This is a genomic window from Thiobacillus sp., from assembly GCF_013693775.1.
Lineage (GTDB): Bacteria > Pseudomonadota > Gammaproteobacteria > Burkholderiales > Thiobacillaceae > Thiobacillus.
This window is the reverse complement of the sequence record NZ_CP059257.1, coordinates 2,675,928-2,698,893: the sequence shown is the minus strand read 5'-3', so window position 1 is coordinate 2,698,893 and position 22,966 is coordinate 2,675,928. Positions and strand designations below refer to the sequence as shown.

Sequence of the window (22,966 nt, the reverse complement as noted above, 5' to 3'; positions counted from 1 at the left end):
GTTGGCTGAAGCGGGTAGATGAGGCAGCGGGTTTTCAGATGTCCTCACGCGGCGTGCCAAGTGCCGCCACCTGGGTTGCCAACACCTGGTCCACCCGGTTACGGTCGGCGTCCACCACTTCGAACTCCCAGTCCGCCCAGGTGAAGCGCTCCGCCTTGCGCGGAATGCGGCCCAGCGAAGCCAGTACGAACCCACCGACCGTGTGATAGTTACCCAGCGATTCCTGAGGCACATGGCGAATTTCCAGCCGGTCCTTCATCTCGTCGATGGGCAGCAAGCCATCCAGCAGCCAGGATCCGTCGGCCCGGCGCACAGCCAGGGCGTCTTCGGTGTCGTCGGCCAGGGGCATCATGTCGCCCACCAGCGAATACATCAGATCGTCCAGGGTGACGATGCCTTCAGTGAGGCCGAATTCGCTCACCACCAGGGCGAAATTGGCGCGCTGCTGGCGGAAGGTGCGCAGCAGGTCGATGAGCGTGAGACTGGACGGCACGAACAGAGGGGGCGCGAGCGGCAGTTCGGCGAAGTCGATGTCGCCTTCCATGGCGGCCTTGAGAATGTCGTGGCTTTCGGCAATGCCGATCACCTGCTGCAGGTCGCCCTTGCAGATGGGCAGGCGGGAATGCGGCGCTTCTTTCAGGGTGCGCAGGTTGTGCTCGCGGGGTGAGAGCAGATCCAGCCAGGCCACGTCCGCAACGGGCGTCATGATGGTGGCGAGGCGCCAATCCTCCAGGCGCAGCACGTTGCCGAACAGCTCGCTCTCCTCCGGGGCGATGGTGCCCGTCCGTTCCCCTTCGTCCACGAACGCCAGGATGTCCTCGATGCTGGTGACCGCGGGTGCCGACTGAATCGGCAGCAGGGCCAGCACGCGGTCCGCAGCGAAGGACAGGAAACGGATCGCCGGGGACAACAAGCGGATGAACAGCGACATGAAGGGCGCGCAAAACGCCGCCACCTTTTCCGGATGCGCAAGTGCGATCCGCTTGGGCACGATCTCGCCGAGGATGATGGAAACCGCCGTGACGATCACGATGGTGGCGCCGAATGCAATGGACTCTCGCCATTCGGCCAGGCCGGGAATCGCGGCCCGGATGGCCGACTCGATGGACGTGGACAGGGCCGACTCGCCATAGATCCCCATCAACAACGCAGCGGCGGTAATTCCCGTCTGGCTGGCGGCCAGGAGCCTGCTCGGATGCTCCTTGATGGCCAGCGCCTTGACGGCCCCCATGTCGCCGGCCTCGGCTAGCTGGGTCAGTCGGCCGCGGCGGGCGGAGGCGAGCGCCATTTCCGCGAGCGAAAACATGCCGGAAAGCAGGATGAGCAGGATCAGGATCCACAGGGCATTCATGATCAGGAAGCGGGAACGGGTAGGAGGACGATTCTACCCGTCGCTTCGGACAGAGAACACGGCACACGCGACAAGGCCCGCTGTCAGCGGGCCTTGCGTAATCGCATCAGGTCGGAGAAATCACAAACCCAGTCGCTGCCAGATGGTGGTGCTGGGTCCCGCCTGGTTCATGGTGTAGAAATGCAGACCCGGCGCACCGCCGGCCAGCAGGCGGTCGCACAGGTCGGTCACGACATCCAACCCGAAGGCGCGGATCGACGCCAGGTCGTCGCCGTAGGTTTCAAGCTTCTTCCTCAGCCAGCGCGGAATCTCCGCGCCGCAGGCATCGGAGAAGCGCGCCAGTTGCACGTAGTTGCCGATCGGCATGATGCCGGGAACGATGGGAATGGCGACGCCCAACGCGCGCGCATCTTCGACGAAGTTGAAATACGCATCGGCATTGAAGAAGTACTGCGTGATCGCCGAATTGGCGCCCGCGTCGACTTTGCGCTTGAAGTTGGCGAGGTCTTCGGTGGCAGAACGCGCCTGCGGGTGGACTTCAGGGTAGGCGGCGACTTCGATCTCGAACCAGTCGCCGGTTTCCTTGCGGATGAAGGCCACCAGTTCGTTGGCGTAGTTGAATTCGCCGGCATCCATGGTGCCGGAGGGCAGGTCGCCGCGCAACGCGACCAGATGGCGGATGCCCTGGCGCTTGTAGGCGTTGAGGATGTCGCGGATGCTGGCTTCGGTCGAGCCGATGCACGACAGATGCGGCGCAGCTTCCGAGCCGGAGGCCTGGATCTCGCACACGGTTTCCAGGGTACGGTCTCGGGTGGAGCCACCGGCCCCGAAGGTGACCGAGAAGAACTTGGGATTGAGTTGCGCGAGCTGCTTGCGCGTGGCGCGCAGCTTCTCCGTCCCCTCCGCTGTCTTGGGCGGGAAAAATTCAAAGCTGAATGTGCGTTCGGTCATGCTTCAACCTCTGGAATGGGGAATGAGTGCGGACAGCACCCAGGCGATCACGCCATACAGGATCGCGCCGACCATCGCCGAAACGAAACCCTGCACCTGGAAACCGGGCAGCAGCGCACTGGCAAGCCAGAACAACAGGCCGTTCAGGATCAGGTAGAAGATCCCCAGTGTCAGCACGGTGATCGGCAACGTGAGCAGCGCCAGCACCGGCCGCACCAGCGTGTTGATGAAACCCAGCACCAGCGCGGCGGCCAGCGCCGTGCCGAAGCCCGCCACCTGGATGGTGGGCAGCAGATACGTCACCGCCAGCAGGGCGACGGCATTCAGAATCCACAGCAGCAGCAGACGCATGGCGCCCTCCTTTTCAGGCGAAACCGGTCAATAGCGGTAGTGCTCGGCCTTGTACGGACCAGTCTTGGGCACGCCGATATAGGCCGCCTGCTGGTCGGTCAGTTCGGTCAGCTGCGCGTTGAGCTTCTTCAGCTGCAGGCGCGCGACCTTCTCGTCGAGGTGCTTCGGCAGGGTGTAGACGCCGACGGGGTACTTGCCGGAATCGCGTTCCTGCCACAGCTCGATCTGCGCGATGGTCTGGTTGGCGAACGACGACGACATCACATACGACGGATGGCCGGTGGCACAGCCGAGGTTCACCAGGCGGCCCTTGGCCAGCAGGATGATGCGCTTGCCGTCCGGGAAGATCACGTGGTCGACCTGCGGCTTGATCTCTTCCCACTGGTACTTCTCGATCGAGGCGACGTCGATTTCATTATCGAAATGCCCGATGTTGCAGACGATGGCCTGGTCCTTCATCTTCGCCATGTGATCATGATTGATGACGTGGAAGTTGCCGGTGGCGGTGACGAAGATGTCGGCCTTGTCGGCGGCGTATTCCATGGTCACCACGCGGTAGCCTTCCATCGCTGCCTGCAGCGCGCAGATCGGGTCGATCTCGGTCACCCACACCTGGGCGGAGAGCGCACGCAGCGCCTGCGCCGACCCCTTGCCCACGTCGCCGTAGCCGGCGACCAGCGCGACCTTGCCCGCCACCATGACGTCAGTCGCGCGCTTGATGCCGTCGACCAGCGATTCGCGGCAGCCGTAGAGGTTGTCGAATTTCGACTTCGTCACCGAGTCGTTGACGTTGATCGCCGGGAACTTGAGTTCGCCGCGCGCATGCATCTGGTAGAGGCGGTGCACGCCGGTGGTGGTCTCCTCGGTCACGCCCTTCACCTGCGCGAGCCGCACCGAATACCAGGTCGGATCAACTGCCAGCTTGGCCTTGATCGCAGCGTAGAGCACTTGTTCTTCTTCGCTGGTCGGCTTGGCGATCACCGAGATATCTTTTTCAGCACGCGCACCCAGATGCAGCAGCAGCGTCGCGTCGCCGCCGTCGTCGAGAATCATGTTCGAGTAGCCGCCATCGGTCCACTCGAAGATGCGGTGAGTGTAGTCCCAGTAGTCGGTCAGTGATTCGCCCTTGACCGCGAACACCGGCACGCCGGTGGCGGCGATGGCGGCGGCGGCGTGATCCTGGGTCGAGAAGATGTTGCACGACGCCCAGCGCACCTGCGCGCCGAGCGCGGTCAGCGTCTCGATCAGCACGGCGGTCTGGATGGTCATGTGCAGCGAGCCGGTGATGCGTGCGCCCTTCAGGGGCTGCGCAGCGGCAAATTCCTCGCGGATGGCCATCAGGCCCGGCATTTCGGTTTCGGCGATGCGGATTTCCTTGCGGCCCCAGTCGGCGAGCCCCAAGTCAGCAATTACATAGTCGGCGGTGGAATTGAGTGCGGCGTTCATCACGCCCTCCTTTCTGTTCACAAAAAGAAAACGTGAGCGCCGTTGAAAGGAAGCGTCCTGAGCCTGGCGGGTGAACCGTCGCAGCGCTCCTCAGAACCGAGGCGGCATTCTACCCTGGAAGTGGCAAACGCGGAATTATGTCGGCGTTCTTTACATCGACCTTGCCTGTATCTCCGCATCGACAGCCCAAGCCATTGTTTTTATTAATTGACAATGGACAGATGCATTAACGGGAACATATATTGCATACCCCCGCCAAGGCGCGTTTGCAGGCCAATGCGTGCGCGCCAATCAGACAAAACCAGAAAACAGGCGAGGGGGACATGAAACACATAACAAGAACGCTGGCAGGGATTGCTTTGAGTTTCTGCATGGCAAGCAGCATGGTGCGGGCGGCAGAAATCCAGAGTATGACCATTCAGGAAATTAGCACCATGTCAGGGNGAATTGGAACTTCTGCAGATGACGCGATTGTAATAGGCGGCGTGGCGTACGGAGCGGGCTGGTTTAATGGCACAGACCTAGCAGGCAATCCCATGTTAAGCGCCAACCAGCATTTTTACAGCGCAGGCAGCACCGATGGCGCACTGCTCATGGGTGTACAACAAGCTAATAATGCATTTGCTGTCGCAACAATCAGCGGTTACAACCTAAACACACTGCCTAGCGCTCCGTCGGGCGCGATCGACGGCGGCGTCATGTCGCTCAGCATGCCTGGGCTGCGGGTCGAAGCCCAAGGCATGTCGATCAATACATCCNCCCAAAGCCTCACAACCAGCTTTTCAAGAATCAGCGCAAACAGATATTTCTATACGGCGGACTGGACACACGTTGCCAACAACGACGTGAACTCGCTGAGCACCGGCATCGTAATCCCGCAGGCAAATGGCTACACATGGCAGATGCACATGGAAGGGGTAGCCAGCCTCGTTCCTACCATCACACCTGGCAACAAGACAATTGTTAGCATGTCGATCGAAGAGATTGGTGGTCGCTCTGGCGGATTCAGCAACTCGGCACTTCACACTGGGGGAAATGCGTATTTGGGTACACAGACTGGTACGCCTTATGGCTTTGTGAGCGCGGGTAGCACTGATGGTCAAGTTCTGATGGGCACTACCCAAGATGTCGGAGACTTTACGCTTGGCGGCATGCTTTCTGGCAGTGCAGCACTGCCAAATACCCGTTACGGCGCGCCTATTGGCACCGTCAAGGACGGAACGCAACTCGAAGTTGATTTATCGGGCTGGGGGCTCGACTGGAAGGGGACACAGTTTGTCCTGCCACCCGATGCGGGCACCCTTGTGACCGCTGTCGATGAGATTGACGAGACCCACTATTTCTACACGATCGACTGGTCGCACCTGATCACTTCCGACGAAAACAGCCAGTATGCGAACCTAAACACTTTCTGGCACCTGGAAGGCATCCTAGTAACCGCTGTTCCCGAGGCCGAAACCTACGCGATGATGCTGGCAGGCCTGGCGTTGGTTGGGGTGGCTAAACACCGCCGTCGCAAGCCGGCATAACCTCTGCCCGCATCAAGAAAAAGAGCCGGAAAAACCGGCTCTTTTCGTTTCCACAACGAGACAGAATCTGATCAGATCCCCGCCGCCGCCTTCAACGCCGCCGCCTTGTCCGTCACTTCCCAGGTGAAATCCGGTTCGTCACGGCCAAAGTGCCCGTAGCTCGCGGTCCGCGTGTAGATCGGTCGCAAGAGGTCGAGCATCTGGACGATGCCCTTGGGACGCAGGTCGAAGTGGGCATGGATCAGTTCGACGATCTTCGCTTCCGGGATCTTGCCGGTGCCGAAGGTGTCGACCATCAGCGAGGTCGGCTTGGCCACACCAATCGCGTAGCTCACCTGCACCATGCACTTGTCGGCCAGGCCGGCGGCGACGATGTTCTTCGCCACGTAACGGCCGGCGTAGGCGGCGGAGCGATCGACCTTGGACGGATCCTTGCCGGAAAAGGCGCCGCCACCGTGTGGAGCCGCACCGCCGTAGGTGTCGACGATGATCTTGCGGCCGGTGAGGCCAGCGTCGCCCATCGGGCCGCCGACGACGAAGCGTCCGGTAGGATTGACCAGATAGCGCGTGTCGGCGGTCAGCATCTCTTTCGGCAGCACCGGCTTGATGATTTCCTCGATGACCGCTTCGGACAATTGGGCGTGCGAGACTTCGGGGTGATGCTGGGTCGACAGCACGACGGTGTCGATGGAGTGGGGCTTGCCGTCGACGTAACGGATCGACACCTGCGATTTGGCGTCCGGGCGCAGCCACGGCAGGCGGCCGTCCTTGCGCAGTTCGGACTGGCGTTCGGTGAGGCGGTGCGCGAGGTAGATCGGCATCGGCATCAGGACCGGCGTTTCGCTGCAGGCGTAGCCAAACATCAGGCCCTGGTCGCCTGCGCCCTGGTCGAGATAGTCGTCGTGGGCGCGATCCACGCCCTGCGCGATGTCGGGCGACTGCTTGCCGACGGTGACCAGCACCGAGCAGGTGTTGTAATCGAAGCCGATGTCGGATGAGTCGTAGCCGATGCGCTTGATAGTCTGGCGCGCGATCTGGTTGTAGTCGATGACCGCCGAGGTGGTGATTTCGCCGGCGATGACGCACAGGCCGGTGGTCAGCAGCGTCTCACATGCCACGCGCGCATGTTTGTCCTGGGTTAGAATCGCGTCGAGTACCGCATCCGACACTTGATCCGCCATCTTGTCGGGATGCCCTTCAGACACCGACTCAGACGTAAAGATGAAATCCTTCTGCATGACAGCTCCTGTTGTCCCGGTTACCGACTGCGTAACCGGCTCGGGGACAAACGAAGCGGCGACGCTTTAGCTGTATTTGTATCCCGCCCGCAAGTTGTCAAGATTAACGCGGCGGCTCCAACGCGTGCATTGTGCCCCGCCCCGTCCTTCAACGTCAATTCCCCTGCAATACCCTGATTCACTATGGGCTCTTGCACCCTTTAGGGTGGAAGCCCATGTGGAGTCGCATGTCCGCATGATGTTCCTGTTCAAGCTGCTGGCCCGCCTGCCGCTGCCGTTGCTGCATGCGTTGGGCATCGCCCTGGGCTGGCTCGTCTACTGGGCGCCGGGGCGCCATTCCGGGCGTATGCGCAACAACCTGTTCGACAGCGGCCTCTGCACGCCCGGACGCGATTGCAGGCGCTTGCTGCGTCAGGCCGTCGGCGAGTCCGGCAAGGCCATCGTCGAACTGCTGCCGGTGTGGCTTCGTCCGTACGACAAGGTCGTGAAACTGGTCAGGGGAACCAGCGGCTGGACGCATATCGACGCCGCGCGCGCAGCGGGCAAGGGCATCATCCTGATCGGCCCGCATGTCGGCTGTTTCGAAATCATCAACCTGTATTACGCGTCGCTGCATCCGTTCACGGCCATGTACAAGCCGCCGCGCAAGCCGGTGCTGGCAGCCCTGATGCTGGCCGGCCGCCAGCGTGGCCAGGCGACGCTGGTGCCGACCGACCTGTCGGGCGTACGTGCCCAGCTGGCGGCGCTGAAGCGCTGCGAGGCGATCGGCATCCTGCCCGATCAGGTCGCCACCGGCGGCGATGGTGTGTGGGCGCCTTTCTTCGGACGCCCGGCCTATACGCCCACACTGGTTGCCAGCCTGCAGCGCAAGACCGGCGCAGCAGCGTTCTTCGTTGCGGCCGAGCGCCTGAGCTGGGGTCGCGGCTACCACATCCACGTCTACCCGCTCGAAGCCCCACTGCCCGAAGACAAGACTGCTGCCGCCACCCGGATCAACCGGGGCGTGGAAGACGTCGTGCGACGCTTTCCGGCACAGTATCTGTGGAGCTACAACCGCCACAAGCGTCCGGGCGGCGCACCCGACCCTTTGACCCCACCGCCGCATGAGCGCCGCCGCGTCCGATACCCTGTGGCGCCCGTCATTGCTGCCGGTCTGGTTCAGCGTCGGCCTGTTGTGGCTGCTGCACTGGCTGCCGCTGCCACTGCAGGTCGCGCTCGGCAACATCCTGGGCGGGCTGCTGGCGCTACTGCCGGGCAAGCGCCGGCACGTCGTCGCCACCAACCTCGCCCTGTGTTTCCCCGACACCCCCAAACGGGAACGTGATCGCTGGCTACGGCAGACCTATCAGGCCTCCATGCGCGCCGTGCTCGAGCACGGCCTCTTGTGGTGGGGGAGTGAAGCACGTCTGAGGCGGCTGGTCCGCATCGACAATCCCGACGCCGTACTGGGCGATGGCAAACGGCCGGTGATCTGGCTGGCGCCGCATTTCGTCGGGCTGGACATGNGGGGCGTGCGACTCAGTATGGACCGCCAGGTCGCCTCGATGTACGCTCCCTCGAAGAATCCCGCCTCGGACTGGCTGATGCTGCGCGGGCGCTCGCGTTTCCATGCGCCGGTGCTGATCGCCAAGTCGGACGGCATCAAGCCGGTATTGAAGGCGCTGAAGACTCACCTCCCGTTCTATTACCTGCCGGATCAGGATCAGGGCCGCCTCAATGCGGTATTCGTCCCATTCTTCGGCATCCAGACCGCCACCCTCTCGGCGCTGCCGCGGCTGGCCAAGCTCACGGGCGCACAGATCGTGCCCGTCATCACCCGCCAGTTGCCCGGCGGTGCGGGCTACCGTCTGCATTGCTACCCGCCGTGGGACAACTTCCCGAGCGACGACCTGGAAGCCGACGTCGCGCGCATGAATGCCTTCATCGAGGAACGCATCCGCGAAATGCCGCCGCAATATCTGTGGCTGCACCGCCGCTTCAAGACGCGCCCTGAAGGCGAGACCAGCCTGTATGGATGACACGCGTCTGCACCGCCTGACGCCGCAGGAGATCGACGCCGTCTGTGCGCTGGCACGCACTGTCTGGCAGGCCACCTACCCGGCGCTGATCTCGCAAGCCCAGATCGATGCCATGCTGGCCGACCGCTACGCTGCCGACCGCATACGTTCTCAACTCGACGACCCGAATCACGCCTGGTGGATTGCACGACGCGGCCAGGCAACCGTGGGATTCGCCCACGCAGTGCGCGACGGCGTGCGCTGCAAACTCGACAAGCTGTACGTGGATACCGGCCACCAGCGCCAGGGCATCGGGGCGGCGCTGCTGCAGGCCGTCCAGGAGTGGGCGCGCCAGCAGCAGGGGCGCCGTCTGTGGCTGCAGGTGAATCGCGGCAACACGCAGGCCGTCGCCGCTTATCTTAAATACGGGTTCGGGATCACCGAGTCGCGCGTGTTCGACATCGGGCATGGCTTCGTGATGGACGATCACGTCATGGAGTTGCCTTTATGAACTTTGCCAACCCCGACGACGCCAACTTGCGCACACTGCTCGACCACGTCAGGACCATCGCGGTCGTCGGTTTGTCGCCGCAGCCCGCACGCCCAAGCTACCGGGTGGCGCAGGCGATGCAGCATTATGGCTACCGCATCGTGCCGGTACGCCCCCTGGTCGACAGGGTACTGGGCGAGAAAGCCTACGCGAGCCTCACCGACATTCCGTTTGCGGTCGACCTGGTCGACGTGTTTCGCGCTGCCGAGCATGTGCCCGCTATCGTCGAACAGTGCCTGGCGCTACACTTGCCCGCTATATGGTTTCAGGAAGGGATCGTTCATGACGCCGCCGCACTGCGCGCGCAGGCGGGCGGGATGAGCGTGGTCATGGACCGCTGCCTGCTCAAGGAATACGTCAGACTCAAAACCGAATGAATACCACAGGCACAAGCACCCAAATGGGCACACGACTGAAATTCACCAAAATGCATGGCCTCGGCAACGACTTCGTCGTCTTCGACGGCATCGGCCAGATCGTCGCGCTCACCACCGAGCAATGTCGCCGCATTGCCGACCGCCACTTCGGCATCGGCTGCGACCAGATCCTGCTGGTCGAGAAACCCACGCGCGACGACGTCGATTTCCGCTACCGTATCTTCAATGCCGACGGCGGCGAGGTGGAGCAATGCGGCAACGGCGCGCGCTGCTTCGTGCGCTTCGTGCACGACAAGGGGCTGACCGACAAGACGGCGATCCGCGTGGAAACCGCGTCCGGCGTGATCGAGCCGCGCCTGTTGGCCAATGGCCAGGTCACGGTCGACATGGGCGCGCCGCGCTTCGCGCCCGCCGACATTCCGTTTGCCGCCGACACCGAGGCGATGACGTATGCGCTCAAGGTCGGCCAGCACGTCATCGAGGTCGCCGCGTTGTCGATGGGCAACCCGCATGCGGTGCTGCGGGTAAATGACCTCGACAGCGCGCCGGTGGACATTCTCGGCGCCGCCATCGAATCGCATTCGCGCTTTCCGCAGCGGGTGAACGCCGGCTTCATGCAGGTGCTGACCCCGCACGACATCCGCCTGCGCGTATATGAACGCGGCGCCGGCGAGACGCTGGCCTGCGGCACCGGCGCCTGCGCCGCGGCCGTCGCGGGAATCCGCCAGGACTGGCTGAAAAGCCCGGTCAGCGTGCATACCCGCGGCGGCGACCTCATCATCGAATGGGCAGGCAAGGGCCAGCCGGTCACCATGACCGGCCCGGCCGAAACAGTATTTGAAGGGGAGATCGAACTTTAATGGACATGCAGCCCACCGACCTGAACGCTCAGGCTATCGCCGAATTCCTGACCCGGCATCCGAACTTCTTCAACGACTTCCCCACCCTGCTGGCGGACCTCCACATCCCGCATCCGCATGGCACCCACGCCGTGTCGATGAGTGAACGCCAGCTGATCGCGATGCGCGACAAGGTGCGGATGCTGGAAAACAAGCTCGCCGAACTGATTCAATTCGGCGAGGAGAACGACGGCATCTCCGACAAGCTCCACGCACTCACCCTTGCCCTGCTGGCGGCGCGTGCGCCGCAGGATGTCCTCGCAGCCTTGAACCTGCACCTGCGGGAAGGCTTCGCGGTACCGCACCATGCGGTGCGCGTATGGAACCTGCCGGCCGACGCCGCGCCTGGCCTCACCGATCCGGTATCGGACGCCGCGCGCGCAGGTATTGAATCGATGGGTCAACCGGTCTGCGGCCCGCTTGCGGTCGACGACGCCAGCGACTGGTTCGGCGAGATCTCGCCGCATCTGCGTGCGTTTGCCTGCATTCCGCTGCGGCCAGTTGCGGCGGCCGCCCCCATCGGGCTGCTCGTGCTGGCTTCCGAGGAAGCCAAGCGTTTCTACGCCGGCATGGGCACGCTCTACCTCGAACGGCTGGGCCAGCTGGTCGGCGCCGCCCTGGTGCGGATGCAGGATTGAACGCAGTCGCCGCCTATCTGCAATCCCTTGCCGCCGAACGGCGGCTGTCTCCGCATACGGTCGCAGCTTATCAACGCGACCTGGCAAATCTTTCCTGCCTGACCGACGGCAAGCCGCTTGAAACGCTCGAGGTAAGCGATATCCGCGGCGCCATCGTCAAGCTGCGTAGCCAGAACCTGGCCGCCACCAGCGTGGCGCGCCAGCTGTCCAGCTGGCGCGGCTTCTATACCTTCGCCTGCCGCCGGCTCGGCTATGCGAACAACCCCTGCGCCGGCCTGCGCCCGCCCAAAGCGGCCAAGGCCCTGCCCGAGATCCTGTCGCCCGACGCCTGCACGCAACTGCTCGACGGCGGCCTGCCCGCCGAGTCCGACGATGCCCTGCTGGCACGCGACCGCGCCATGTTCGAGTTGTTCTATTCGTCCGGGCTGCGCCTGTCGGAACTGGTCGGGCTCGATCTCCACGATGTCAATCTGCACGCGGGTGAGGCGCAGGTCACCGGCAAGGGTAATAAAACCCGCGTCGTGCCGGTGGGGCAGCAGGCCCTGGCCGCCATTGCCGCCTGGCTGCCGCACCGGCAACCCCTGGCGCAGGCCGACACCGCCGCCCTGTTCATCAACCGGCGCGGCACCCGCCTGACGCCCCGCAGCGTGCAACTGCGGCTCAACCGCTGGGCACGACAGGCCGGCCTGAGCCAGCACGTCCACCCGCACCTGCTGCGCCACGCATTTGCCACCCATGTGCTGCAATCGTCGGGCGACCTGCGCGCCGTGCAGGAAATGCTTGGGCACGCCAGCATCAGCACCACCCAGGTCTACACCCATCTCGACTGGCAGCACCTGGCCAAGGTCTACGACCAGGCGCATCCCCGCGCGCGCAGGAAAAACTGACCCCCTCGCCCCGCATGTAAGTATCCACTTACTCTGAAGCATATGTGCCTGAATGGCTTCAGAAAGCAGACTGGCGGCCGATTCCTTCCGTATGTCTCGCCACCTCTCGCCTCCGCTCGCCCGCTTCGCGCACGCCTTGCGTCCGGCCCGCCTCAGCACACAAGGTCGCGTGCTGNGGGCGGCCCTGCTCGTCATGCTGACGGTGTTCGTGCTGGCCGGGCAACAGGCACTGCATATCGTCCGCCAGGACGCCGATGCCGCCTTGCGTGTACAGGCCACCGCACAGCTCGCTGCACTGTCGCAGGCCGTCGCGGATCCGGCCATCTGGCAGGATTACCTTGCGGTGCGAACGCGATTGCGGATTCCGATCGACCAGGGGAATTTGCAGCATGTGGAATACGTCGCGCCGGATGGCCGCGTCATCCGCGAACAAGCCAGCCCGCCCACAGTCGACCGCCCCGACTGGTTCGCCCGGCTGACCCGCCTGGCCCTCCCCGTCATGCAGGAAGACCTGATCATCCAGGGTACCTACTACGGTCATCTGCGCATCCAGCCTTCCGCCCACGCGTATGAAGATTTCCTGTGGCATCTCGGTACCCGACTGTTCATTCTGTTCAGTTTCGCGATGGGTCTGCTCGGCTGGCTGATCCATGCCATGCTGCGGATCAACCTGAAGGACCTGACCCGATTGAGCGCAACTGCCCACCAGATCGAGTCCGGGGACTACAGCGTACGCATCCCCGTCCGCGCCAGCAGTCCGCCCGAACTGCAGGAATCCACACGCGCCTTCAATTACATGAGCGCGGCCCTGGAACGGCTGCTTACCGATCTCGGCGAACAACAGAAAGCGCTCGACAGCGCGGCCAGCGTGTCCGAATCGGATCTCGCCGGCAACATCACGCTCGCCAACGACCTGTTCTGCATCCTCAGCGGCTACACGCGCGAAGAACTGATCGGCCAGAATCACCGCATCCTCAATTCGGGCTGCCACGCTCCCGCATTTTTTACCCGTCTGTGGAAAACCATCACGAACGGCCGGACCTGGCGCGGGGAGATCTGCAACCGCGCCAAGGATGGACGGCTATTCTGGACTGCCACCACCATCATCCCGATCAAGGGCGACGACGGTCTGCCGCAGAAGTACCTGTCGATCCGCTTCGACATCACGCAGCGCAAGATCGACGAGGCGGCGCTCAGCAACGAGAAAGAGCGCTGGCAGGTCACGCTGCAATCGATCAACGATGCCGTCATCGTCACCAACCCGCACAACCAGGTGACCTATCTCAACCCGGCCGCAGAAAGCCTGCTGGGTATCGCCCTCGAGGATGCACAGCTGAATTTGTTGAGCGAGATGATCCAGTTCGACCGGGTGAACGGCGACGAGGATGCGCCGGCCTGCTTCCTGTCGTCGACGGCAGCATTGCATGGCCAGACCGGATCGGCCGAATTGCACACTCGCTATGGCCAGCACCTGGCCATCAGCTACAGTTGCGCGCCGCTGACCGACCAGGACGGCCTGGGCGCTGTCTACGTGCTGCGCGACGAAACCGAANAGAAAGAACTGCTCGACAACCTGCGCGAGATGGCCTTCCATGACACGCTGACCACCTTGCCCAATCGGCGTGCGGTGGAAGGACGCCTGGCCCGGGCGCTGCGTACTGCGCGTGATCACGGTCAGCAGCATGCGTTCTGCTACATCGATCTCGACCAGTTCAAGCTGGTAAACGACACCTGCGGCCATTCGGTGGGCGATTCCCTGCTGATGGACATTGCCCAGACCATGAAAGCCGCCCTGCCCGCGCACGCCTATCTGGGCCGTCTGGGTGGAGACGAATTCGGCCTCATCCTGTTCGATACCCGGCCCGACGAGGCCAACCGGATCTGTCGGCAGCTGGTGCAGCGCATTCGCGACTTCCGCTTCGAACACAAGGGACGACGCTTCACGCTGGGTGCCTGCGCCGGCGTCGCCCCGATCACCCAGGCCGCGACCACGGCCGGCGACCTCATGATCCAGGCCGACATGGCGTGCTATCGCGCCAAGTCGGAGGGGAGTGGGCGCGTCATGCTGTACGAGGCGGACGAGGTCGGATTCCGCCGCCTGGAAACGGAAATGGGCTGGGCAGCCGATTTCGCCCAGGCACTGGAGGCCAACCAATTCCTGCCCTATCGCCAGTTGATCCGGCCGACCTCACGCGGCGGCCAGCCACACTATGAAGTGCTGATCCGCTGGCAGCGCGATGGCGTGGTCGAAGGGCCGGCCAAGCTGCTGCCGGCCCTCGAGCGCTACGGACAGGCGCCCATCCTCGACCGCTGGATGCTGGAAGCCGTGGTGTCCTACCTGGCGGCGCAGCCCGACGACAATGCGGTCTATTTCATCAATCTCTCAGGCAAGACCGTCGCCGACGAGTCCTTCCTCGGCGTGGTCTGCCACATGCTCGATCATTATGGCGTGGAAGGTTCGCGCCTCGGCTTCGAAGTGACGGAAACCGCCGCGGTGGTCAATCTCGGCGACGCGCAGCGCCTGATCCACGGCCTGCGCGAACGCGGTTGCCAGTTCGCACTGGACGATTTCGGGCGCGACGCCTCCTCGTTCTTCTATCTCAAGCACCTGCCCGCCGACTTCCTCAAGATCGACGGCGCCTTCGTGCGCGGCATGCTGGACGACCGGCGCGACCAGGCCATCGTCCGTTCGATCGCCCAGCTGGCACGCGATTTCGGCATGCATTCGGTGGCCGAGCAGGTGGAAGACGCCAATATGGCGGCGCTGCTCGAAGACATGGGCGTGGATTATCTGCAGGGCTACCACATCCACCGTCCGGAGGCCTTCCCTTACTGGCAGCCGGTCACCAACACGCTGACGGCGCCAGCCGGACATGCCGGACGCTTTCCTCATCTGACGCTGATCAAATAGGACCGCGCCGGCCGGCACGCACGGCGCAACAATCGATCGCGGAGGCTTCGTCGTTACAGCATCGCCTTCGACGGGATCAGGGTGATCCAGTCGCCCAGCGCCGCCCGGATTTCACTCAACCTGAGGTGCCGCATCAACAGCGGGTTGCCAGGGACCATCTGGTTCCACGCACAGGTCATGCCACGAAGATTCGGCTGCGCGGGATCGCGCAGCCGAAACTCCGTCTTGTAATAGAGGGGCGTCACGTCGCCGTCATCGTCCACATACCGGGCCTTCATCAGCGGCGACTTCGCCGCTGCATAGAAATCCACGGTGCGCGTCACCCGCCATATCTGGAAACGCCCCGGCTTGAGCGTCTGCGGCGTGTCGCGCACCGTATTCAGTTCCACCACGCAATACGGATCGAACTCCTGCACGCCGTTGCGCGGCACGATCTGGCCATACTGCAGACGCACCGTGGCCGAGCCGGGTGGAATCGTCAGGGAATGGTTGAGCTGCGCCAGCCATCCTGGGGGATAGGCGTAGTAGGGCGAAGCCGGGTCGGGCGATTCAAGGCTGGCACACCCCGCCAGCAGCAATGCGAATACGATCATTTTCATGCTGGTCTCCTTGCATGTTTTGTACCTTAGCTCGGTTTGACCCTAAACCAAGCCGCATACAGGGCAGGCAGAAAAAACAGCGTGAGGAAGGTCGCCGCGATCAGCCCCCCNATGACCGATACGGCCATCGGCCCCCAGAAAATCGAGCGCGACAGCGGGATCATCGCCAGCACCGCGGCGGCGGCGGTGAGGCTGATCGGCCGCATGCGCCGCACCGTGGATTCGACGATCGCATCCCACTGCGACAGGCCGCGGGCCACGTCCTGCTGGATTTGGTCGACCAGGATCACCGAATTGCGCATGATCATGCCGGACAGCGAGATGATGCCCAGCAAGGCCACGAAGCCCATCGGCTGGCCGGTCACCAGCAGCGCGACCGCCACGCCGATGATGCCGAGCGGCGCCGTAAGCACCACCAGCAGGGCGCGCGCGAAATTGCCGAGTTGCAGCATCAGCAGCGTCAGCGTGGTGACCACGATCAACGGCCACGAGGCGGCGATGGCGGCATTGGCCTTGGCACTGCTTTCCACCGGTCCCCCGATTTCCAGCCGGAAACCGGGCGGCAGCTGCGCCTTGAATCGGGCCACCTGCGGCGCAATCGATTCGATGATCGTCGCCGGCTGCGTGTTACCCACCGGATCGCCGCGCACCGAGATCGTCGGCAGGCGGTCGCGCCGCCAGATCACGCCGTCCTCGAACACCGGACGGAAGGTGGCGATCTGCCCCAGGGTCACGCTCTGGCCGTCGAAGCTGCCGACAGGCAGCGATTTCAACGCATCGACGTCGCGATGTTCCTTGCGCGGAATGCGCAATTCGACGTCGATCAGCTGATCGTCCTCCCGGAACTGGGTAACCGTCGTCCCCGACAACTCCAGCGCCAGCAGGTGCCCGACCGCATCCGAGCTGAGGCCGAGCGCCTTGATCTTGTCCTGGTCGAGCTGGACCTTGATCGCCAGCGACTGCTCGTTCCAGTCCAGGTTCACGGCCGTCACCTGCGGCTGGGCCGCGACGATCCTGCGCAGTTTCTCGGCTTCGATCTTGAGCCTCGGGATGTCGGCGCCGGACAATCGGTACTGCACAGGGTAGCCGGCGGGCGGTCCATATTCGAAACGCACGGCACGTCCGCGCACATTGGGGAAGTCGATCTCGAACAGCCGATGGATACGCGCCAGTTCGCGCTCCCGCGCCGGCACGTCCTTCGCGATCACCACCAGCTGTGCGAAATTGCGGTTGTTCAGCCGCTGGTCCAGCGCCAGCACGAAACGCGGCGCGCCCTGGCCGATGTAGTCGAGCACATGGGCGACATCCTTGTCCTGCCGCAGCAGGGTTTCGAGCCTGATCGCCTGGGCGCGCGTGGCATCGATGGACGCGCCTTCCGGCAGCCACATTTCGACCAGGATTTCCAGCCGGTCGGACTGCGGGAAGAACTGTTTCTCGACCCGCTGCATTGCGACGAGTCCGACGACCAGCGCCGCCACCGTCAGCGCAATCACGCTGCGCCGATGGATGAGGCACCCGTTCACCATGGCGCGGAAACGCCGGTAGAACGGCGTGAGATACGCCGCATTTTCGTCTGTCACGTGGCGAGCTGGTTTCAGCAGGACGTGCCCCAGGTAAGGCGTCACCACGACCGCCACCAGCCAGGAGGACAGCAACGCGATCGTCGTCACCGCGAAAATGGCGAAGGTGTATTCGCCGACCATCGACTTGGCCAGCGCGATCGGCAGGAATGCGGTGGCGGTCAACAAGGTACCGGTCAGCATGGGAAACGCGGTCGAATGGAAGGCGTAGGTGGCCGCTTCGAAGCGGTTCCAGCCGGCCTCCAGCTTGTGCGCCATCATTTCCACTGCGATGATGGCGTCGTCCACCAGCAGGCCGAGAGCGATGATGAGCGCCCCGGTGGAGATACGATGCAGGTCGATGTCGAACAGCCACATCGTGGTGAAGGTGATCGCCAGCACCACCGGGATGGACAGCGTCACCACCAGGCCGGCACGCCACTTGAGCGCAAGGAAGGTCACCGCCAGCACGATGGCGACGGCTTCGAAGAAACTCTGCATGAAGAGCCGGACCGCGTGGCTGACGATGCTGGGCTGGTCGTGGATCCGCTGGATCTCCATGCCCACCGGCAGCGTCTTCTGCAAGTCCTCCATGGCGGCCGCCACGGCACGTCCCATCGCCACCACGTCACCGCCGTCGGCCAGCGACACCCCGAGCAGCACTGCCGGCTCGCCCTGCGAACGGATTTCGGCGGTGGGCGGATCTTCGTAGCGCCGCGTCACGCTGGCGATATCTCCCAGCCGGATGCTGCGCGTGCCGATCCGGATGATCGTTTCGCGCACGCCCTCGACGTCGGAATAGGGCCCCGATACACGCAGCGGGATCGACAGGGCCTGGTTTTCGATCCGCCCATTCGCCACCACGCCGTTCTGCTCCTGCACGGCCTGCATGATCTGCTGCGGCGTGAGGCCGAGGGTGGCGAGCTTNTGCGCAGGAATCTCGACGTAGATTTTNTCCGGGACGATGCCGAACAGCTCGACCTTGCCCACATTGGGCAGGCGGCGGACTTCGCGCTGCGCGTCCTCGGCGACGCGGCGCAGGTCGGACCGGCTGAAGCCGTCGCCGGTGAAGGCATAGATCGAACCGAAGGTGTCGCCGAACTCGTCGTTGAAGAAGGGCCCCTGCACACCGGCCGGGAGCATTGTCTTCAGATCGCCGATCTTCTTGCGAACCTGATACCAGGCCTCGGCCACGTCGCGCCCGCGCACCGTTTCCTTGAGATTGACGAAAAGTGCCGTCTCGCCCGCCTTGGCGTAGCTCTGCACGTAATCGAGCTCGGGCATTTCCTGCAGCTTCTTCTCGATCCGTTCGGTCAGCTGCTCCGACACTTCCTGCGCGGTCGCCCCTGGCCATTGCGCCTGGATCAGCATGGTCTTGAAGGTGAACGGCGGATCCTCGGCCTGGCCCAGCTGGAAATAGGACCGCACCCCGACCAGCAGGATCAGCACGGTGAAGAAGCGCACCAGTGCCGGATGCTCGATCGCCCAGCGCGACAGGTTGCCGCGCGCGGGCACGAAACGCGGGGTGTCGTTCATGGGCGGCCGGGGTCGGCCAGACGCACCTGCTGGCCGGGCGCCAGCTTGTGCACGCCTGCCGTCACCACCCACTCGCCGGCAGCCAGCCCCGACACGATGGCCGCACGTTCGCCATTCAATTCGCCGATCTGCACGGTGCGCGCCGCCACTTTGCGGGTCTGGGGATTCACCACCCACACCTGCGGCTTGCCGTCGATCCTGAACAAGGCCGATTGCGCCACCGACAGGCTCGGTCGCAGTTCACTGTCGACCTCGACCGTAGCCGTCATGCCCAGTTTCACGGCCGCATCGGGATGCAGCAGGCTGACGCGGGCGCTGTAGGTACGGCTGCCCGCATCGGCCACCGGCGACACTTCGCGCAGGCGGCCGGCATAGTCCCGCCCTGGTACCGACCACAGGCGGATGCGCAGGTTGTGCGCGGTACGCAATGCATCGAGCGCATTTTCCGGCACGTCGATGCGAACTTCGCGCTCACCATCGCGCGCCAGCTGCGCCACCGGTTGGCTGGCCGCCACCACCTGCCCCGCCTCGAATGAAATGGCCGTCACCACGCCGGCATGCGGCGCAGTCAGCCGGGTATAGGCCTGCTGGTTGTCCTGGCGGGCCGCTTCCGCCCGCAACTGGCGCGCCTGCGCCGCGGCTGCCTCGGCAGTGGTCCGGCGGCGATCCAGTTCGGCCTGGGAAATGAAATTCTGTGCGCGCAGCTCGGTAAACCGCTGCAAATCCTGGCGCGCCAGCCGGGCCTCGGCCTCGGCGGCCGTCAGCTGTGCGTGTGCCGCATGCGACGCCAGCACATAGTCGTTGGGGTCGAGCGTGGCGATGACCTGGCCCGCCCGGACCTGGCTGCCGACGTCCACCTTGCGGGCGTCAACCCGTCCCGCCACGCGAAACGCCAGATCGGTCTCGTAGCGCGCCCGCACCTCCCCGCGTAGCGCGTGCCTTGCTGGGCGGTGTGCATCCCCACCTGCTCCGCGCGTACCGGACGAATATCCTCGGGCGCCGCAGGCGGCGCATCGCGTCCGCACGCAGCCAGCAGGAGCACAAGGACCGTCAAAGGGAGAAAGGCTTTCATGCCCGGATTATCACCCATCGTCACGGGTTCGACCTGTCCGGTCCCCATCGCCCGATACCACCCGATGACACTGGCGGCCATGACGGAGTTATGATGCGGGTCGCGCATCTGCCACGGCCGGTTCCATTTCGACTGCCCGGGCGCATGCCCGGCCGCATTTTCAACCATCCTAGACGCCTGGAGTTCCGATGACCGCCTCGTCCAAACCCCTTACTGAAGCCGCCCTGCTGAAGATGCCGGCTTCCGCCTACATGAACGCGGCCCAGCTCACGTTTNTCNGCACCCGCCTTGAAACGCTGCGCGACGAGATGCTCAGCAATGCGGCCGACACCGGCGAGCATCTGAAGGAAAACGAGAATTTTGCCGATCCCAACGACCGCGCCACCGTGGAGGAAGAGCACATGCTGGAACAGCGCGTGCGCGACCGTGAGCGCAAACTGCTGAAANAGATCAATTCCGCCCTGGCACGCATCGACAGCGGTGAATATGGCTGGTGTCTGGAAACCGGTGACCCCATCGGGCTGCCCCGCCTGTTGGCCCGTCCTACCGCCGAATACTCGATCGAAGCGCAGGAACGCCACGAANAGAAGGAGCGGCTGCACGCCTGATCCGCCCCCTTCCTGCGCGAAGGGGTTTTCAAGGGCCCGAATGCAACTTGGTTGCATTCGGGCCCTGCGTCTCCTAGAATCGCCCCATGAATTCCGGTTCGCACCACGATAAAGCCGTCCAGCTGATCAAGGAATGCGGCGCAAGCGCAACGGCTGCCCGCGTCCAGGTGCTGCAATTGCTTCTGGCGGCCAACACGACAGCATCCCACCAGGCCCTGATGCAGGCGGCCACGGACGAAGCACAACCGCTCGACAAGGTCACCCTGTATCGCGTGCTCGACTGGCTGGTCGCGCAAGGCCTGGCGCACAGCGTGACCGGCCAGGATCGCGTACGCCGCTTCGGTGTCGCGCACGTCCACCACGGCCATGCGCATTTCGAATGTGACGCCTGCGGGCGTCTCTTCTGTCTGGCGGACCGACCGAGCGCGCAACCGCGAACCCCGCCCGGATTCGAGGCGCGCCACATCGATGTCACCGTGCATGGCCGCTGTGCGGATTGCACGCACGCAGGCGTTTGAATCATGCAACCGTTTCCTGGCTTCGCTCGTCGCCATGCTCGCGTCTGATTCCCTTCTGCCGATCACGCCGCTCACCGGTTTTGGCTCCGGCCGCCGCTTCGCGGCTTCACGTCGGCTGCGCCGACATGAGCCTGTACCGAAACCTGTTGCTCATCCGTTGCCAGGGTCAGTGCCGCCATGAAGCCCGAGACACCGCTTACCGTCACGCCGCTCACCGGTTTTGGCTCCGGCCGCCGCTGCGTGGCTTCACGTCGACTGCGCCGACATGAGCCTGTACCGAAACCAGCGCTCATTCCCGTGAGGACATCCGTGTGATCGCGACGCCCGAGTCCTCCATCCCAATCACGCTGCTCACCGGTTTTCTCGGCAGCGGCAAGACCACGGTGCTGAATCATCTGGTGCGCACGCTGCCGCGCACGGCCATTCTCATGAACGAATTCGGCGAAGTCGCGCTCGACCACCAGCTGCTGCAAGAAATGGACGGACCGATGGCGCTGCTGTCGGGCGGCTGCGTCTGCTGCACGATTTCCGGCAGTCTGTCCCCGACGTTGAAGAACCTGTGGATGGCCCGGCAAAGGGACGACATTCCGGCGTTCGAACGCGTCATCATCGAAACCACCGGCATCGCCGATCCGGCACCCGTGCTCGACAATCTGCTACACGACAACTGGGTGCGCGCACGCTACCGTCTCGACGGCGTGGTGACCACGGTCGACGCGCTGTTCGGCATGGGCCAGCTCGACGAACACTTCGAGGCCGTCAAACAGGTGGCGGTGGCCGACCGGCTGCTGCTCACCAAGACCGACCTCGCATCTGCCGACCTGGTCGCCGCGTTACGCAATCGACTTGCAACGCTCAACCCGGCGGCCGACATCGTGACCGTGACGCACGGCGAGCTCGACCCCGCCGCGATCCAGAACCTGGGACTGTGGAACGCCGAGACCCGCTCGCTGGAAGTCATGCGCTGGCTGAAGCCGCAGCGCTATCGGCCTGCCAGCGCCAGCCCGCTTGCCGGAAAGGCGCACCCCGAATTGCACGATGCGCGCATCCAGGCGTTTTCGGTGGTGATCGACACCCCGCTCGATCGTTTTGGGCTGCAATCGGCCCTCGGCATGCTCGCCTCGTTTCGCGCCGAGAATCTGCTGCGCTTCAAGGCCATCGTGAACCTGAAGGATGAACCGCTGCCGGTGGTGCTGCATGGCGTGCAGCACGTGCTGTATCCCGAGGTCCGGCTCGACACCTGGCCGGATGACGACCATCGCAGCCGCTTCGTGTTCATCGTGCGCGACCTCGAACCCGAATTCGTCGCCAGGCTCCTGGCCGATTTCAGTGGCGCGGCACACCGTCACGCCGAATCGGCCATGCCGGTATCGCCTTCATGAACCCGGCTCAGAAAATTCTCGTCGGCGCGATTCGCGTCTACCAGCTGGCACTTTCGCCCTGGCTAGGGCGGCAATGCCGTTACCTGCCGACCTGCTCGGAATACGGCAAGGAAGCCATCGAAAAACACGGCGCGCTCAAAGGCAGTTGGCTAGCAGCGAAACGCATCGGCCGCTGCCGCCCCGGCTGCGATCACGGCTATGATCCGGTCCCGCCCGTCGATCCGCCGAGACGTTAGAATTCGCCCCATGCCGTCGCGCCGCCTGCTCTCCTGGCTCTTGGCCCTGACCCTGTTGTTCGGTCAGGCGGCCGCGTTCGCGCATGCGCTGACCCATTTGCGTACGCACGATACGGGCCTGCCCGACAAGGTCTGCGAAGTCTGCCTCGCGCAGGCCCAACTGGGCACCGCCCTGCCGCCCAGCCTGGTCGTCATGGCGCCGGCGCCGGGCGAATACGCGTATGCGCCCGGCGTAACGTTCCAGTGCGCCGATCTTGCCNCCCGCCCTGCGTGCGCCCGCGCGCCACCCACTCCGTCCAACGCCTGAGTTTTTCGAAGCCTGCGCCAACCA

The 22,966-nt window shown here is 64.0% G+C and carries 21 protein-coding genes, 1 pseudogene and 1 riboswitch; of the genes and pseudogenes, 14 read left to right on the top strand and 8 right to left on the bottom strand.

The annotated features are described in order from the left end of the window. Positions 1-34: 34 nt before the first annotated feature. The 4 genes from HZY77_RS13270 to ahcY all read right to left on the bottom strand — a co-directional run bounded on the left by HZY77_RS13270 (position 35) and on the right by ahcY (position 4,099). Complete coding sequence (locus tag HZY77_RS13270; RefSeq protein ID WP_296815619.1) at positions 35-1,351, bottom strand: hemolysin family protein; 1,317 nt, start codon at positions 1,349-1,351, stop codon at positions 35-37. A gap of 120 nt (positions 1,352-1,471) precedes the next feature. Further along, positions 1,472-2,302: a methylenetetrahydrofolate reductase [NAD(P)H] gene (gene metF, locus HZY77_RS13265; RefSeq protein WP_296815616.1), complete on the bottom strand. Its 831-nt coding sequence runs from the start codon at positions 2,300-2,302 to the stop codon at positions 1,472-1,474. A 3-nt stretch (positions 2,303-2,305) separates the two neighbouring features. Further along, positions 2,306-2,653, bottom strand: coding sequence for a phage holin family protein (locus HZY77_RS13260; protein ID WP_296815613.1), 348 nt, complete (start codon positions 2,651-2,653; stop codon positions 2,306-2,308). Between the two features lie 27 nt (positions 2,654-2,680). Continuing rightward, on the bottom strand, positions 2,681-4,099 hold the full coding sequence (gene ahcY / locus HZY77_RS13255; RefSeq protein ID WP_296815610.1) for an adenosylhomocysteinase: 1,419 nt from the start codon (positions 4,097-4,099) through the stop codon (positions 2,681-2,683). 27 nt (positions 4,100-4,126) lie between these two features. Next, positions 4,127-4,197, bottom strand: a riboswitch (S-adenosyl-L-homocysteine riboswitch). A gap of 144 nt (positions 4,198-4,341) precedes the next feature. Here ahcY and HZY77_RS13250 point away from each other — a divergent pair. Then, entirely contained in the window at positions 4,342-5,628 is a 1,287-nt protein-coding gene (locus HZY77_RS13250; protein WP_296815607.1) for a PEP-CTERM sorting domain-containing protein, read from the top strand. Positions 5,629-5,699: 71 nt separating this feature from the next. On the opposite strand, the gene metK is transcribed toward HZY77_RS13250, so the two are convergent. After that, positions 5,700-6,866: a methionine adenosyltransferase gene (gene metK / locus HZY77_RS13245; RefSeq protein WP_296815604.1), complete on the bottom strand. Its 1,167-nt coding sequence runs from the start codon at positions 6,864-6,866 to the stop codon at positions 5,700-5,702. A 235-nt stretch (positions 6,867-7,101) separates the two neighbouring features. Between metK and HZY77_RS13240 the strand changes: the two are divergent. The 8 genes and pseudogenes from HZY77_RS13240 to HZY77_RS13205 all read left to right on the top strand — a co-directional run. After that, positions 7,102-7,896: pseudogene (locus HZY77_RS13240) on the top strand (lysophospholipid acyltransferase family protein); the annotation flags it as partial. A 73-nt stretch (positions 7,897-7,969) separates the two neighbouring features. Beyond that, on the top strand, positions 7,970-8,884 hold the full coding sequence (locus HZY77_RS13235) for a lipid A biosynthesis acyltransferase (RefSeq protein ID WP_296815600.1): 915 nt from the start codon (positions 7,970-7,972) through the stop codon (positions 8,882-8,884). Next, a complete protein-coding gene (locus HZY77_RS13230) occupies positions 8,877-9,374 on the top strand; it encodes a GNAT family N-acetyltransferase (RefSeq protein ID WP_296815598.1) in 498 nt (165 codons plus the stop codon). The genes HZY77_RS13235 and HZY77_RS13230 overlap by 8 nt, the downstream gene beginning before the upstream one ends. Next, positions 9,371-9,790 carry a CoA-binding protein gene (locus HZY77_RS13225; RefSeq protein ID WP_296815595.1) on the top strand — a complete coding sequence of 140 codons (420 nt, stop codon included), beginning with the start codon at positions 9,371-9,373 and terminating at the stop codon, positions 9,788-9,790. Before HZY77_RS13230 ends, HZY77_RS13225 begins: the two co-directional genes overlap by 4 nt. Positions 9,791-9,813: 23 nt before the next feature. Then, entirely contained in the window at positions 9,814-10,650 is an 837-nt protein-coding gene (gene dapF, locus HZY77_RS13220; RefSeq protein WP_296815592.1) for a diaminopimelate epimerase, read from the top strand. After that, positions 10,650-11,327, top strand: a complete 678-nt coding sequence (locus tag HZY77_RS13215) for a DUF484 family protein (RefSeq protein ID WP_296633977.1) — start codon at positions 10,650-10,652, stop codon at positions 11,325-11,327. Before dapF ends, HZY77_RS13215 begins: the two co-directional genes overlap by 1 nt. Beyond that, positions 11,324-12,214 (top strand): tyrosine recombinase XerC, encoded by an 891-nt coding sequence (gene xerC / locus HZY77_RS13210; protein WP_296815588.1) that lies wholly within the window; start codon positions 11,324-11,326, stop codon positions 12,212-12,214. Before HZY77_RS13215 ends, xerC begins: the two co-directional genes overlap by 4 nt. 52 nt (positions 12,215-12,266) lie before the next feature. Beyond that, positions 12,267-15,125, top strand: a complete 2,859-nt coding sequence (locus HZY77_RS13205) for an EAL domain-containing protein (protein WP_296815584.1) — start codon at positions 12,267-12,269, stop codon at positions 15,123-15,125. A 53-nt stretch (positions 15,126-15,178) separates the two neighbouring features. Here HZY77_RS13205 and HZY77_RS13200 read toward each other — a convergent pair whose 3' ends face one another. The 3 genes from HZY77_RS13200 to HZY77_RS13190 form a co-directional block, all read right to left on the bottom strand. After that, positions 15,179-15,724 (bottom strand): hypothetical protein, encoded by a 546-nt coding sequence (locus HZY77_RS13200; RefSeq protein WP_296815582.1) that lies wholly within the window; start codon positions 15,722-15,724, stop codon positions 15,179-15,181. A gap of 26 nt (positions 15,725-15,750) precedes the next feature. Further along, positions 15,751-18,819, bottom strand: a complete 3,069-nt coding sequence (locus HZY77_RS13195; protein WP_296815579.1) for an efflux RND transporter permease subunit — start codon at positions 18,817-18,819, stop codon at positions 15,751-15,753. Further along, positions 18,816-19,739 carry an efflux RND transporter periplasmic adaptor subunit gene (locus tag HZY77_RS13190; protein ID WP_296815577.1) on the bottom strand — a complete coding sequence of 308 codons (924 nt, stop codon included), beginning with the start codon at positions 19,737-19,739 and terminating at the stop codon, positions 18,816-18,818. Before HZY77_RS13190 ends, HZY77_RS13195 begins: the two co-directional genes overlap by 4 nt. 340 nt (positions 19,740-20,079) lie before the next feature. Here HZY77_RS13190 and dksA point away from each other — a divergent pair, with 340 nt between their 5' ends. The 5 genes from dksA to HZY77_RS13165 all read left to right on the top strand — a co-directional run bounded on the left by dksA (position 20,080) and on the right by HZY77_RS13165 (position 22,942). Continuing rightward, positions 20,080-20,499, top strand: a complete 420-nt coding sequence (dksA, locus tag HZY77_RS13185) for an RNA polymerase-binding protein DksA (RefSeq protein ID WP_296815574.1) — start codon at positions 20,080-20,082, stop codon at positions 20,497-20,499. Positions 20,500-20,585: 86 nt separating this feature from the next. Then, positions 20,586-21,017, top strand: coding sequence for a transcriptional repressor (locus HZY77_RS13180; protein WP_296815570.1), 432 nt, complete (start codon positions 20,586-20,588; stop codon positions 21,015-21,017). A gap of 311 nt (positions 21,018-21,328) precedes the next feature. Continuing rightward, the gene (locus HZY77_RS13175; RefSeq protein ID WP_296815568.1) at positions 21,329-22,399 is read left to right on the top strand and encodes a GTP-binding protein; all 1,071 of its coding nucleotides are present in this window, start codon (positions 21,329-21,331) and stop codon (positions 22,397-22,399) included. Continuing rightward, a complete protein-coding gene (gene yidD, locus HZY77_RS13170; RefSeq protein ID WP_296815566.1) occupies positions 22,396-22,635 on the top strand; it encodes a membrane protein insertion efficiency factor YidD in 240 nt (79 codons plus the stop codon). The genes HZY77_RS13175 and yidD overlap by 4 nt, the downstream gene beginning before the upstream one ends. After that, on the top strand, positions 22,598-22,942 hold the full coding sequence (locus HZY77_RS13165; protein ID WP_296815562.1) for a hypothetical protein: 345 nt from the start codon (positions 22,598-22,600) through the stop codon (positions 22,940-22,942). The genes yidD and HZY77_RS13165 overlap by 38 nt, the downstream gene beginning before the upstream one ends. Positions 22,943-22,966 lie beyond the last annotated feature (24 nt).

Excerpts from the sequence above, each read along its gene's own strand:
- HZY77_RS13200 (WP_296815582.1), bottom strand. The coding sequence starts at position 15,724 with ATGAAAATGATCGTATTCGCATTGCTGCTGGCGGGGTGTGCCAGCCTT.
- HZY77_RS13180 (WP_296815570.1), top strand. The coding sequence starts at position 20,586 with ATGAATTCCGGTTCGCACCACGATAAAGCCGTCCAGCTGATCAAGGAA.
- HZY77_RS13225 (WP_296815595.1), top strand. The coding sequence starts at position 9,371 with ATGAACTTTGCCAACCCCGACGACGCCAACTTGCGCACACTGCTCGAC.
- ahcY (WP_296815610.1), bottom strand. The coding sequence starts at position 4,099 with ATGAACGCCGCACTCAATTCCACCGCCGACTATGTAATTGCTGACTTG.
- HZY77_RS13260 (WP_296815613.1), bottom strand. The coding sequence starts at position 2,653 with ATGCGTCTGCTGCTGCTGTGGATTCTGAATGCCGTCGCCCTGCTGGCG.
- HZY77_RS13270 (WP_296815619.1), bottom strand. The coding sequence starts at position 1,351 with ATGAATGCCCTGTGGATCCTGATCCTGCTCATCCTGCTTTCCGGCATG.
- yidD (WP_296815566.1), top strand. The coding sequence starts at position 22,396 with ATGAACCCGGCTCAGAAAATTCTCGTCGGCGCGATTCGCGTCTACCAG.
- HZY77_RS13215 (WP_296633977.1), top strand. The coding sequence starts at position 10,650 with ATGGACATGCAGCCCACCGACCTGAACGCTCAGGCTATCGCCGAATTC.
- dapF (WP_296815592.1), top strand. The coding sequence starts at position 9,814 with ATGGGCACACGACTGAAATTCACCAAAATGCATGGCCTCGGCAACGAC.
- HZY77_RS13230 (WP_296815598.1), top strand. The coding sequence starts at position 8,877 with ATGGATGACACGCGTCTGCACCGCCTGACGCCGCAGGAGATCGACGCC.
- metF (WP_296815616.1), bottom strand. The coding sequence starts at position 2,302 with ATGACCGAACGCACATTCAGCTTTGAATTTTTCCCGCCCAAGACAGCG.
- metK (WP_296815604.1), bottom strand. The coding sequence starts at position 6,866 with ATGCAGAAGGATTTCATCTTTACGTCTGAGTCGGTGTCTGAAGGGCAT.